At 65.9% G+C, this 11,814-nt stretch carries 12 protein-coding genes; 3 read left to right on the top strand and 9 right to left on the bottom strand.

The window, feature by feature from the left end:
- Position 1: 1 nt before the first annotated feature.
- Both mutL and GTP44_RS14770 read right to left on the bottom strand, forming a co-directional pair.
- Positions 2-1,966: a DNA mismatch repair endonuclease MutL gene (gene mutL, locus GTP44_RS14765; protein WP_160992170.1), complete on the bottom strand. Its 1,965-nt coding sequence runs from the start codon at positions 1,964-1,966 to the stop codon at positions 2-4.
- A 7-nt stretch (positions 1,967-1,973) separates the two neighbouring features.
- Positions 1,974-2,906 (bottom strand): peptidylprolyl isomerase, encoded by a 933-nt coding sequence (locus GTP44_RS14770; RefSeq protein WP_160992171.1) that lies wholly within the window; start codon positions 2,904-2,906, stop codon positions 1,974-1,976.
- 146 nt (positions 2,907-3,052) lie between these two features.
- On the opposite strand from GTP44_RS14770, the gene GTP44_RS14775 reads away from it, so the two are divergent.
- Positions 3,053-3,697 carry a VTT domain-containing protein gene (locus GTP44_RS14775; protein WP_161020016.1) on the top strand — a complete coding sequence of 215 codons (645 nt, stop codon included), beginning with the start codon at positions 3,053-3,055 and terminating at the stop codon, positions 3,695-3,697.
- Positions 3,698-3,825: 128 nt separating this feature from the next.
- The gene (locus GTP44_RS14780; RefSeq protein ID WP_161020017.1) at positions 3,826-4,839 is read left to right on the top strand and encodes a carbonic anhydrase; all 1,014 of its coding nucleotides are present in this window, start codon (positions 3,826-3,828) and stop codon (positions 4,837-4,839) included.
- On the opposite strand, the gene GTP44_RS14785 is transcribed toward GTP44_RS14780, so the two are convergent.
- The 3 genes from GTP44_RS14785 to tsaE are packed head-to-tail and all read right to left on the bottom strand — an operon-like array spanning position 4,840 to position 7,506.
- Positions 4,840-5,679, bottom strand: coding sequence for a D-hexose-6-phosphate mutarotase (locus GTP44_RS14785; RefSeq protein WP_161020018.1), 840 nt, complete (start codon positions 5,677-5,679; stop codon positions 4,840-4,842).
- A gap of 13 nt (positions 5,680-5,692) precedes the next feature.
- A complete protein-coding gene (locus GTP44_RS14790; protein ID WP_161020019.1) occupies positions 5,693-7,057 on the bottom strand; it encodes an N-acetylmuramoyl-L-alanine amidase in 1,365 nt (454 codons plus the stop codon).
- Positions 7,021-7,506: a tRNA (adenosine(37)-N6)-threonylcarbamoyltransferase complex ATPase subunit type 1 TsaE gene (gene tsaE / locus GTP44_RS14795; protein ID WP_161020020.1), complete on the bottom strand. Its 486-nt coding sequence runs from the start codon at positions 7,504-7,506 to the stop codon at positions 7,021-7,023. Before tsaE ends, GTP44_RS14790 begins: the two co-directional genes overlap by 37 nt.
- 54 nt (positions 7,507-7,560) lie before the next feature.
- On the opposite strand from tsaE, the gene queG reads away from it, so the two are divergent.
- Positions 7,561-8,685: a tRNA epoxyqueuosine(34) reductase QueG gene (queG, locus tag GTP44_RS14800; protein ID WP_161020021.1), complete on the top strand. Its 1,125-nt coding sequence runs from the start codon at positions 7,561-7,563 to the stop codon at positions 8,683-8,685.
- Here the strand turns inward: queG and GTP44_RS14805 are convergent.
- The 4 genes from GTP44_RS14805 to GTP44_RS14820 form a co-directional block, all read right to left on the bottom strand.
- On the bottom strand, positions 8,617-9,468 hold the full coding sequence (locus tag GTP44_RS14805) for a CPBP family intramembrane glutamic endopeptidase (protein ID WP_161020022.1): 852 nt from the start codon (positions 9,466-9,468) through the stop codon (positions 8,617-8,619). The genes queG and GTP44_RS14805 overlap by 69 nt on opposite strands.
- Complete coding sequence (locus tag GTP44_RS14810) at positions 9,465-9,923, bottom strand: MarR family winged helix-turn-helix transcriptional regulator (RefSeq protein ID WP_229256919.1); 459 nt, start codon at positions 9,921-9,923, stop codon at positions 9,465-9,467. The genes GTP44_RS14805 and GTP44_RS14810 overlap by 4 nt, the downstream gene beginning before the upstream one ends.
- Positions 9,924-10,024: 101 nt before the next feature.
- Positions 10,025-11,131, bottom strand: coding sequence for a sulfotransferase (locus tag GTP44_RS14815; protein WP_161020024.1), 1,107 nt, complete (start codon positions 11,129-11,131; stop codon positions 10,025-10,027).
- Between the two features lie 10 nt (positions 11,132-11,141).
- Positions 11,142-11,814: chromate transporter (locus tag GTP44_RS14820; protein ID WP_161020025.1), on the bottom strand; the 673-nt coding region annotated here is incomplete at its 5' end.

Raw genomic sequence — 11,814 nt, forward strand, 5'->3', positions numbered from 1 at the left:
ATTATTGACCGCGCAGGAAGAGCTTATCGAGGGCGCCGATTTCGACCTGCACCCAGGTCGGCCGACCGTGGTTGCACTGGTCGGCGCGTTCGGTGATTTCCATCTGGCGCAGCAGGGCGTTCATCTCCTGCACCGACAGGATGCGGTTGGCGCGCACGGCGGTGTGGCAGGCGAGGGTGCCGAGCAGTTCGTTCTGACGCTCGATCAGCACCCGCGAGCCGCCGAATTCGCGCACATCGCGCAGCACGTCGCGCGCCAGCGTTTGGGCGTCGGCGTTTTTCAGCAGCACCGGCACCGAACGCACGGCCAGCGTGGTCGGCGACAGGACGGCGATGTCGAAGCCCAGCATTTTGAGCGTGTCCTGGTGTTCCTCGGCGGTGCCCACTTCCACCGCGTCCGCGTAGAAGGTGATCGGAATCAGCAGCGGCTGCACCTGCATTTCTTCGCCGGCCACGCGGCTATCCAGCGCGTTCTTCAACTGTTCGTAGAGGATGCGCTCGTGCGCGGCGTGCATATCGACCAGCACCAGGCCCTTGGCGTTCTGCGCCAGGATGTAGATGCCGTGCAGCTGCGCCAGCGCGAAGCCGAGCGGGAATTCTTCCTGCGCCAGCGCGGCGGCGGAGACGGTGAAGGAGCTGGTTTGCGGCAGCGCCATGTCGGCCGCCGAGCGGTCGCTGGCAGGGCGCTCCGAGGCGCTGAACATGGCGCCGTATTTTTCGGTGCTCTGCGCCACGCCGCCGTTGGCGCCGAAGCGCGGGCCGGCGTAGCCGCCAGCGCCGCTCCCGCCACCAGCCTTGCCGGCGCCGGCGCTGTCCGCGCTGAAGGGCGATGGCGAGAAGGTCGGCGCGTAGTCCGGCGCCAGCAACGGGCCGAACGAAGTCTGTTCGCCGCGCCATGCGGGCGCGATGCCGAGACTTTCGGCCGCCGGCAGCGGCGACGGCACGCTGCCGTGGGCCGTGGCGGAAGTCTGCGCCAGCGCGCGCTGCACCGCGTGGAACACGCACTGGTGTACCGCGCGGCCATCACGGAAGCGCACTTCGATTTTTGAAGGGTGGACGTTGACGTCCACCAGTGACGGGTCCATGTCCAGCGACAGCACATACGACGGGAAACGGTCGCCATGCAGCACGTCCTGATACGCCGCTTTGACGGCGTGCACCAGCACCTTGTCGCGCACGAAGCGCCCGTTCACGTAAAAGAACTGACCATCGGCGCGCGCCTTGGACGCGGTGGGCAAACCGACATAGCCGTGCAGGCGCAGAGGGCCGATGGTCTCGTCCACCGGCAGCCGCGCCTCGGCAAAACCGTCGCCCAGAATCTGCGCGCTGCGACGGGCGATTTCGCTGGTGTTCCAGTGTTCGACCGTGCGGCCGTTGTGCGTCAGCGAGAACGACACGTCCGGCCGCGCCAGCGCGATGCGGCGCACCACTTCCGCGCAATGGCCATACTCGGTCTGCTCGGACTTGAGGAACTTGCGCCGCGCCGGCGTGTTGTAGTACAGGTCCTTGACGTCGATGGTGGTGCCCAGCGCGCCGGAGGACGGCGTCGGCGTGGCGTTGTGCGAGCCTTCGATCTCCCACGCATGCGCCGCGTCGGCGGTGCGCGAGGTGATGGTCACCTGCGCCACCGAGGCGATCGACGCCAGCGCCTCGCCGCGGAAGCCCAGCGTGCCGACGTTTTCCAGATCATCCAGCGAGGCGATCTTGGAGGTGGCGTGGCGCGCCAGCGCGAGCTTCATCTGATCATGCGCAATGCCGCGCCCATTGTCGGTGATGCAGATGCGTTTGACGCCACCTTCCTCCAGCCGCACGGTGATCTGCGTGGAACCGGCGTCCAGCGCGTTCTCCAGCAGCTCCTTGACCACGGCCGACGGCCGTTCCACCACCTCGCCGGCGGCGATCTGGGAAATCAGCTGGTCAGGCAGGGCCTGGATGGGACGTGGCGGGCGGAGGTCGGGGGCATTCATCGCGAGATTATAACTTGCCGCGCTCGCGCACCGGCATGGTGGCGTTGCACAGTTCCAGATAGTTGGCGGCGTATTTGTTCCACGGGCCGCCGCGGTTGCGCTGCGCCTCCAGCACCTGCTGGTAGATCGGCGCGTCGCTGCGCATCACCTCCAGGTGGCTGCGTTCCGCCTCCGGCACATCGGCCTCCAGCCGCACCGAGACGATCGGCATGCGCGCCTCGTTCGGTCCGTAAAAGCCCAGCGCCTCGCTGCCGCGTGGCAGAACGGTCAGCAGCGGCATGCCGGCGATGACGCGGCCGACCACCGTGATATTGCGGTCCAGGTGACGCGGCGCGTGGCCGGTCACCGCATACAGCTCGGCGCCGGTGCCGCTGTCGGTGTCGTTGTCGCGGCCCACGCCCACCGCGCCGTAGCAGTGCGCCAGCCAGGTGGTGCCGGCTTTCGGATCGCGGCCGACCGGGAAGCCGTTCGAGTGGCCGATCTGCGGCGCGTAGCCGTCCGCATCCTTTTGCGGCACGAAGTGTTTGTCATTCGACATCGGCACGCTGAATTCGCCCGCCACCTTGGCCTTGGCCGAGCCGAGCGACTTGGGTTTGGTCTCGGCGTTCGGATCGCCCCACTGCGCCACATAGTTGTCCTGCGAGCGGTTGATCGACAGGCCGTCGAAGTAATGCTCCTTGACCAGCGTTTTGATGTTGGCGATGTTCTGCGGCGCGAAGTCCGGCGCCAGCTCGATCACCACGCGGCCGGTCGGCAGGTCCATGTACAGCGTGTTGGCCGGATCGGTCGGGCGCCAGTCCGTCGGCTTGGAGGTTTTGACGATGTCGCCGGCGCTCGGGCGCGGCGGCAAGTCGGCGGCGTGCGCCAAGGCGGACGCCAGTTGCAGGCCAAAAGCCAACGCGGGCAGGGATAAAACACGGAAAGTGCGGGACAAAGCCATCCAAATCTCCTCGGTTGATCAAACCCGCTTGCTGCCGGGCATGCGCCGATTGTAAACTGGATAGTAATCGACGGGAAAGCGCCGCGCCGCGGCCCACGGTGCGATGGCGTGGTGTATGATTCTGGCGCTTACTTTAAGAGAAGAATATGGATTTTATGCAATTCTTCGACATGCTCCTCCATGTCGACAAAACGTTGGAAGTGCTGATTGACCAATACGGAACGCTGATTTATGTTGTTCTGTTTGCCATCATCTTCGCTGAGACCGGCTTGGTTGTCCTGTTCTTTTTCCCCGGCGACACGCTGCTGTTCATCGCCGGCGCGCTGTGCGCGGTAGGCCAGATGAATCTGCCCTTGCTGATGCTGCTGCTGACCACGGCGGCGATCACCGGCAACACCTGCAATTACTGGATCGGCGAGAAGGTCGGGCAGCGCATGTTCACCAATGACTACCGCTGGCTGAATAAAGCCGCGCTGACCAGAACCCATGAATTTTTTGAAAAGCACGGTGGCAAGACCATCGTGATCGCGCGTTTCATTCCGTTGGTGCGCACGTTCGCGCCGTTTGTGGCCGGCGTGTCGGACATGACCTTCGCCCGCTTCCAGCTGTACAACTTCACCGGCGCGATCCTGTGGGTGTGCTCGCTGACCGCCGCCGGTTACTTCTTTGGTAACATCCCGATCGTCCGCGATCACCTGACCGAAATCGTGCTGTTCGGCATTGGTCTGGTGATTGTGCCGATGGTTTTTGGCGGGTTGTACAAGCTGACGCGCCGCCTGCAAAGCCGCTGAAACCCGCGTGCCGTCATGCCGCGCGTCCGTCGCGGCATGACGGGGGGCCACTTCTTCCCTCCTTTCCCCTCAAGTTTTTCCCAAAAGCATCCGTTAACCAAGGTGTAATTGTCACCTCTGGAAAGCCCATGCGTACCCTCCTGACCCTGCTGGCCTGTTGCTGCGTTGTTTCCGCGGCCGTCGGCGCTGACAAAGATCCGCTGATTTCGCCGTCGACGAAAACGGCGCTCCTAGGCGGCGCGGCTGGCGCGGCTTCGGCTTCCGGTTCTGCCTCGGCCAGCGCCCCCGCGCGCAAACTGAGCAAGCGCGAAGAGGAAGCCCAGGCGGAGGCCGATTTGTCGGTGCGCATCCAGGAGCGGTTGGCCGCCATGCGCGCCAATCAGCAGGCGCGCGCCGCCGCCGCGGCCAAGGCCAAAAAGGTGGCGGCCGCCAAGGCGGCAGCGGTGGCGGCGGTGCCCAAGGTGTACAGCAATGTGTGGTCGTATGAGGGCGAGGCCGGTCCGGCCAACTGGGGCAAGATCAATCCCGCCTGGGCCAGGTGCGGCAGCGGCAACCGTCAGTCGCCGATCGATATCCGCGATGGCATGAAGGTGGATCTGGAGCAGATCACGTTTGATTATCATCCGTCGTCGTTCAATGTGACGGATAACGGCCATACGGTGCAGGTCATGGTCGGCAACGGCAATTTCATCACGGTGGGTAACCGCACCTATGAGCTGGTGCAGTTCCACTTTCATCGTCCGTCCGAGGAGCGTATCAACGGCAAGGGCTTCGAGATGGTGATGCACCTGGTGCACAAGGACGGCGAGGGGCGCATTGCGATACTGGCCCTGCTGCTGGAGCGCGGCAAGCCGCAGCCGGTGATTCAGACCGTGTGGAACAATCTGCCGCTGGAGAGGTTTGATACCGCCGTGCCGTCGTCCACGCTCGATCCGATGGATCTGATTCCGGCGCGCCGCGATTACTTCACCTTCATGGGCTCCATGACCACGCCGCCGTGCGAGGAGAATGTTCTGTGGCTGGTGATGAAGGAGCCGGTGCAGGCGTCGCCGGCGCAGATGGCGCTGTTCAGCCGTCTGTATCCATTGAACGCCCGTCCCACGCAGCCGAGCAACGGTCGGATTATCAAAGAATCGCAGTAATTACGCGATGATGCGGTGCTTGCCGGTCCAGGTGGCGCCGGCTTCCAGCGGCTGCTGGTAAATGCGCGCCGGCTCGATGCAGACGAAGCGCAGGTACTCGTCATCGGCCAGGTCGACCATCGCGGCTGCGTCTTCCTTCCCCGGATTCCATACCACCCATTGCTGGAAGCCTTGCTGCTCAAGGCGCAGCGTGGCGTCGGCCGTGTTCAGCGTCACGCTCGGCGTGGCTTCGACCATGCGGTCGTGCTTCTCGGTGAAGTGCAGCAGCGGCGTATCCTGCACGCGCGTCTGGTTGTGATGGTCGAGGAACTGCTGGTTCCGCAGGCCGTCGATGCTGGTCGCGTCCAGGCGGCCGACATCGTAGTAGGTGTGCAGCGCCACGCCGAACGGGTAGGCTTGTTTGCCCGGATTGTGCGCGCTGTATGCCATTTCCAGCGCGTTGTCGCGCAGCGTGAAGCACAGCGTCAGCGCAAAGTCGTGCGGCCAGGCTTGCGCGTGTTCGGCGGCGATGTCGCCCGGCGCCAGGCTGAATTCGAGGAAGGCGTCGCCGCTCTCACCACCCTGGCCCGTCAGGCGCCAGTTGCTGACGCGCGCGAAGCCGTGACGCAGGCCGGGACCGCGCACATTAAACTGCGGGAAGATGACCGGCACGCCGCCGCGAATCGCCTTGCTGCCGTCCAGCGGCGTTTGCGCGCTGACGAACAGGCGCTCCTTGCCATCGGCGGTTTTCCACGACAGCAAGTGGGCGCCAAACAGCGACACCGTCGCTTGCGCGCCATCGTCGGCGGTGATGTGTACTGCCGGCAGCGCGCCGTATTCGGTCATGTGAATGACAGCCATGTCTCTCTCTTTTTTAAATCAGCCGGTTTTTCGCCAGCGGGGGATTTTTCGCGAAGTAGCGGCGGATGCCGGTGACGATGGCGTCGGCCAGCTTGTTCTGGTAGTCCTCATCGCGCAGCTTGGCCTCTTCCTCGGGGTTGGAGATGAAGGCCGTCTCGATCAGGATCGATGGAATGTCGGGCGCCTTCAGCACCGCGAAGCCGGCCTGCTCGACCGACCCTTTGTGCAGTCGGTTGATGCCGCCGATCTCGCCCAGCACCGCGCGGCCCAGCTTCATGCTGTCGTTGATCTGCGCGGTGGTCGACAGGTCGAGCAGCACGCTGGCCAGTTGCCGGTCGTGGTTCTTCAGATTGACGCCGCCAATGGCGTCGGCCGAGTTTTCCTTGTCCGCCAGCCAGCGCGCGGCCGAGGAGGTCGCGCCTTTTTCGGACAGCACGAACACCGACGAACCGCGCGCGGTCGGCTGCACGAAGGCGTCGGCGTGGATGGAGACGAACAGGTCGGCCTGCACCTTGCGGGCTTTTTCAACGCGGGTGCCCAGCGGTACAAAGTAGTCGCCGTCGCGGGTCAGCATCACGCGGATGTTGGGCAGGTCTTCCAGCTTGTTCTTCAGGCGCTTGGCGATGGCCAGCACGATGTCCTTTTCGCGGCTGCCGTTGCGGCCCGAGGCGCCGGGGTCTTCGCCGCCGTGGCCGGGGTCCAGCGCGATGGTCAGCATGCGCACCATCTTGCCCTGCTTGTCGACCTTTTCCGCCGCCCTGGTCTGGGCTTCGGCGATTTTGACCTGCGCCTTCAGTTCCTCGCGCGGCTCGGCCTTCAGGTCCGGCTTGAGTTCGGACAGCTGCTCTTTTGGCGTTTGCACGCCCGCCATATCGGCCGGCGGATCGGTCCATTCGCCTTTCTCGATCATGGCGGCGATGGGATCGACCTCCTTGACCGGGTACAGGTCGAAGATCAGGCGATGCTTGTAGTTGCCGGCCGGCGGCAGCGTGAACACCTGCGGCTTGACTTCGGATTTCAGGTCGAACACCAGGCGCACCACGTTGGGCCGGTTCTGGCCCACGCGCACCTGCTTGATGTACGGGTCGTTGGACTGGATCTTGGCGACCAGGCTTTTGAGCGTTGGGTTCAGGTCCAGGCCTTCGATGTCGACCACCATGCGCTCGGGGTCCTTGACGATGAAGTGCGTGGCTTTGAGGTCGGTATCGTTTTCCAGCGTGACGCGGGTATAGTCGTCCGCCGGCCAGACCCGCACGGCGAGAATCTGCGCGGCATTGGCGCGCATCGGCGCGGTGACCGACAGCAGCAAGGTGGCGCCGGCCTTCAGGACGGTGCGGCGGCTCACATATTGGGCGCGAATTTGAGGCGTTGAAGGCATGAGTTACCCAAGGCGGTGGACGCCTGCAATTCTACATCACGACCGTGCCCTGCCACAGTCAGATACACATTCAAATCCGACGGCGGCAGCACACCTTCGGCTTTTTCCGGCCATTCGACGATGCAAATGTTCTCCCCGTTGAAGTCTTCGCGGAAACCGGCGTCGAGAAATTCCTCCGGGCTGCCCATGCGGTACAGGTCGAAATGGATGACGCCGACGGCGCGGCCGTCGAGCTCAATGCGGTAGGGTTCGGACAGCGTGTAGGTCGGGCTTTTGACGGTGCCGACATGGCCGGCGGCGTGCAGCAGCGCGCGCGTGAGCGCGGTTTTGCCGGCGCCAAGGTCGCCGTGCAGGTGAATCGACAGGCCGGGCAGCAGGGCGCGCGACAGCGCCACGCCCAGGGCGGCGGTGCCTTCTTCGTCGTGGAGATGGGCTGTGAAGTGCTGCATCAATTAAAATGTCATGTTGGGTTGACCGCCATTGTAACCGCCTGCTTGCTCAAGATGTCCCTGACCGAAACCAATTTAGCCGAACTTGCCCTCAGCATCAAGCGCTGGGGCGTGGCGCTGGGCTTTGCCGAAATCCGCATCACCGACGTCGACCTGCGCCACGCCGAAGCCGGCCTGCAGGCCTGGCTGGACGCCGGCATGCACGGCGAAATGGACTATATGGCAAGCCACGGCATGAAGCGCGCGCGTCCCGCCGAACTGGTGCCGGGCACCATCCGCGTGGTCAGCGCCCGCATGAACTATCTGCCGAGGGACACCGAAACGGGTGGTGAACAGGACTGGCGCGCGCGCGAGGCCGCGCGGCTGGCCGATCCCGGCGCGGCGGTGATCTCGGTCTACGCGCGCGGCCGCGATTATCACAAGGTGCTGCGCGCGCGCCTGCAGCAGTTGGCCGACAAGGTGACGGCGGAGATCGGCGATTTCGGCTATCGCGTGTTCACCGACTCGGCGCCGGTGATGGAGTTGCCGCTGGCCGAGAAGGCCGGTTTGGGCTGGCGCGGCAAGCACACCTTGCTGCTGTCGCGCACCGCCGGCTCGATGTTCTTCATGGGCGAATTCCTGGTCGACCTGCCGTTGCCGGTGGACCAACCGACCGGCGCCCACTGCGGCCAGTGCACCGCCTGCCTCACCGCCTGTCCGACGCAGGCCATTCTCGGGCCGGGCCGGCTGGATGCGCGCCGCTGCATCTCCTACCTGACCATCGAGTTGAAGAACGCGATTCCGCTGGAGATGCGGCCCTTGATCGGCAACCGCGTCTACGGCTGCGACGATTGCCAGACCGCCTGCCCGTGGAACAAGTTCGCGCAGCGCGCCGTGCTGCCGGACTTCGACGAGCGCCATGGCCTGGGCAGCGCCTCGATGACCACGCTGTTCGCGTGGAGCGAGGAAGAATTCAACCGCAACATGGAGGGCAGCCCGATACGCCGCATCGGCCATGAGCGATGGCTGCGCAATATCGCGGTGGGGCTGGGTAACGCGGCGGCGGCAGGCGCCAAAGGCGACGCGGCGATTGTCGCGGCGCTGCAAGCGCGCCGCGATCATCCGTCGGCCTTAGTGCGCGAGCACGTTGGCTGGGCGCTGGCGCAGCATCAGGATGGCGGCGGCGCCCCATACGACTAAGGTCACCACCGAGGCTTCCACGCCGTAGCCGCCGCCGGTCAGCCATTCCGGGCCGGACAGCGACACCTGCAGCCAGCCGCGCGCCGCGTGGCCGGACATCGGCAGCGCGAACAAGCCGTCATACGTGGAGTTCCAGGCGAAGTGCAGGCCCATCGGCAGCCACAGACGGCGCGTCCGCAGGTAGCAGGCGCTGAACACCAGCGAGGCGATGCCGGTCATGGCGATGCCCATCACGCTGATGTTGTCGTTCGACAGATGGGCCAGCGCGAACAGCACCATCGAGGTCAGCAGCGCGGCGCGCGTGCCCCAGCGCTGTTCGACGATGCGGAACACCACGGCGCGGAACAATATCTCCTCAAAACAGGCCACCATGATCTGCTCCGGCAGGCATTTGAGCAGCAAGCTCCAGCTGTCGCTGCTGCCGGTGATGACGAAGGCGCCGGCGGCGGCCAGCAGGCCGGCCACCGTCAGGCCGAGCGCGGCGCCGAAGGCCACGCCGATGCCGGTTTCGCGCGCCGCGCCGCGCAGCGACAATTCAGTGGGCTGGCGTTGTTCGAGGCGGATGACGAACCAGCGGTAGGCGCTCACGCTCAGCGCGGCCGCCAGCAGCATCGGCCACACCACGCGCAGCGGCTTGGGGACGAGGATGTCGGCCAGCAGCATGGTCAGCGTGATCGGCAGCATGGTGACGACGATGCCCAGCACGACGCGGGCGGCGGGATGCGCGCACAGACGTGCAAACAAGCTGGGGCCGGGGGGAACCATGTGCTGGGCGATGCTCATGATGTCTCCTGGTTGCGGGTGATGGCGGCGCGCGCGCTGCGGATGCGCGCGCCGAAGGGCTTTGTTTGCAGGGCGGCGATGGCCGCCGCCAGGGTGTCCGACAATGCGTGCGGCAGGTCGGCGTCCAGGCTGTCGGCGGCGGCGCGCGTGGCTTGCCAGCACACGCGCAGTTGTGGCAGCAGGGCCTGGCCCTGGGCGCTGAGGCGGATCACCTTCTGGCGCGCGTCGCGTTCGCCAGGGGAGGCGTCCAGCAGGCCTTCCTTCATCATCAGCGCGACCGTCTGCGTGGCGGCTGGCTGGGTGATGCCGGCGGCTTCGGCGATCTGGGTGATGGTGTGCGGCTGGCCGCCTTCCAGCGCGCGCATCACCGGCGTGTAGCGCGGGCGGTAATCGATGCCGGCCTCCTCGTAGGCGGCGGCGACGGCGCCATCGAGCAGGTCGATCAGGTGGCGCAATTGGGTTCCAAGTCCTTGTCTCATGGATATACTTTAGCACGATACATAAGTGCTTATGTATTTTATTTTAAGCCGGGGGCGGGACCCGGCGGGCGGCGACCTCAGTCGCTGACTTCGAAGGCGGCGGGATCGAGTTCGCTCAGCGTGGCCGGCGCGCCGGTCGGCGCCTGCTGGCCGAGCCGCGCGCGCAGTTGCGCCAGATAGTCGGCGCGGCAGCGGCGCAGCACGTAGTCGCGGAAGTTGTCTTGTTCCAGCGCGCGCCAGGCCTGCGCGCGGCCGGCGTCGGAACGCGCCAGCGCCGCCGTGCGATCGCTCGCCGACAGCGCGGCGTCGCCGGCGGTCAGGCGCGCGTAGCCGTAGCGGTCCATATAGTTGCCGGTCAGCGTTTCGATCACATTCAGCTCGTCTTCCGACAACTGCTGGCGGAATTTGTCGATGTTGGCGGCGATCGGCGGGTAGCAGTTGGACGACCACAGCGCCGACAATTGGGCGATCTGGCGCGCCTCCTGCGAGGCGCCGATGTCGAGCATCTGCGGCAGGAACGGCATGTCGAGGAAGTCGCACAGCGCCTCCAGCGTGGCGCGCTGCCGCTCCACGAAGTCCTCGTAGCGGATGGTCAGCACGCGTTCCGGATAGCGCTGCACCAGCCGGTCCGCCGCCTGGTGTGCTGCCAACCAGGTTTCGGCGTTCAGGCGGCTGTCGAAATCGTGGATGATGGCGCGGTTCATCGACGCCACCTGGGCGCGCGGATCGCGCACCACGTTGACGAAGCGCATCTCCGGCAGCAGCGTCATCAGTTCATCGGCGTAGTGCACATTGTCCAGCGACTTGTCCATCACCACCTGGGCGCCGTGTTGCTCGCCGGCGCGCAGCAGCAGTTCCCAATGGATGCGGTGGATGCTGCGCGGCTGGTGGCGCAGCGCCTCGAACAGTTCGACCGGATCGAAGGTCATCTGCGGCCACTTGACCATGCTGACCGCCTGCAGGCCGCACAGGTCGCTCACCAGGCGGAAATACTGGCGGTCGTCGTCCAGGTCGCCGTACAGCGGCAGCAACGGCATGAAGTCGACGATGTGCAGCGGGTAGGGCGAGTAGAACTCCGGCGCCAGGTTCAGCCGCAGCCGCAGCGCATGGCTGCCGCAGCGGCGCAGCGGGATCATCATCACGGGACGCGGACGCCGGATGGCGCCGGATGGGCTTGTTTGCATAGCGGTTCTCCTAGAAAAAACACCAGCCGGCCAGCGCGGCGCACAGCACCACCAGGGCGGCATCGATACGCAGGCGCAGCAGCGCCAGCAGCGCCAGCGCGCCGATCAGCAGCGCCAGCCAGTGCGGCGGCTGGCCGCGGGCGATGCCTGCCGCGGCCGCCAACACCATGCCGGCCAGCGCCGCGCGCATGCCGGTCAAGGCCGCCTGCAGCGCCGCGTTGTGGCGCAGCCGTTGCATGGCGCCGCTGGCCAGCACGATCAGTACCGCGCTGGGGCCGAACATGCCGAGTGTCGCCACCGCCGCACCCGGCAAGCCGGCCACTTTCAGGCCGATCAGCGCGGCGCTGATCATCGCCGGTCCGGGGCTGAGCTGGGTCAGCGCCAGCGCGTCGGTGAATTCGCGCGCGCTGAGCCAGTGATAGGTGTCGACCACGGTGTGCTGCAACAGCGGGATGAAGACGTAGCCGCCGCCGAAGGCCAGCAGGCTCATGCTTGAAAACACGCCCAGCAACTGGAGCAGGGTGGGCCAGGCGCGCAGGGCCAGCAGCAGGGCCAACAGGATCAGCAGCGCCAGCAGCAACGGCGCCGCCAGCCGCGTCCAGCGCGGGCCCTGCGCCGGCGGCACCGGCGGCACCGGCGTGGTTGCGGCGGGCGGTGTGGCGCCGCCATACCAGCGATAGCCG

It is taken from the genome of Duganella lactea (assembly GCF_009857505.1).
GTDB classification, from domain to species: Bacteria; Pseudomonadota; Gammaproteobacteria; order Burkholderiales; family Burkholderiaceae_D; genus Rugamonas; species Rugamonas lactea.

Coding starts and splice junctions, on each gene's coding strand:
- GTP44_RS14775 (WP_161020016.1), top strand. CDS start 3,053: ATGGATTTTATGCAATTCTTCGACATGCTCCTCCATGTCGACAAAACG.
- queG (WP_161020021.1), top strand. CDS start 7,561: ATGTCCCTGACCGAAACCAATTTAGCCGAACTTGCCCTCAGCATCAAG.
- GTP44_RS14790 (WP_161020019.1), bottom strand. CDS start 7,057: ATGCCTTCAACGCCTCAAATTCGCGCCCAATATGTGAGCCGCCGCACC.
- GTP44_RS14815 (WP_161020024.1), bottom strand. CDS start 11,131: ATGCAAACAAGCCCATCCGGCGCCATCCGGCGTCCGCGTCCCGTGATG.
- GTP44_RS14785 (WP_161020018.1), bottom strand. CDS start 5,679: ATGGCTGTCATTCACATGACCGAATACGGCGCGCTGCCGGCAGTACAC.
- GTP44_RS14780 (WP_161020017.1), top strand. CDS start 3,826: ATGCGTACCCTCCTGACCCTGCTGGCCTGTTGCTGCGTTGTTTCCGCG.
- mutL (WP_160992170.1), bottom strand. CDS start 1,966: ATGAATGCCCCCGACCTCCGCCCGCCACGTCCCATCCAGGCCCTGCCT.
- GTP44_RS14805 (WP_161020022.1), bottom strand. CDS start 9,468: ATGAGCATCGCCCAGCACATGGTTCCCCCCGGCCCCAGCTTGTTTGCA.
- tsaE (WP_161020020.1), bottom strand. CDS start 7,506: ATGCAGCACTTCACAGCCCATCTCCACGACGAAGAAGGCACCGCCGCC.
- GTP44_RS14770 (WP_160992171.1), bottom strand. CDS start 2,906: ATGGCTTTGTCCCGCACTTTCCGTGTTTTATCCCTGCCCGCGTTGGCT.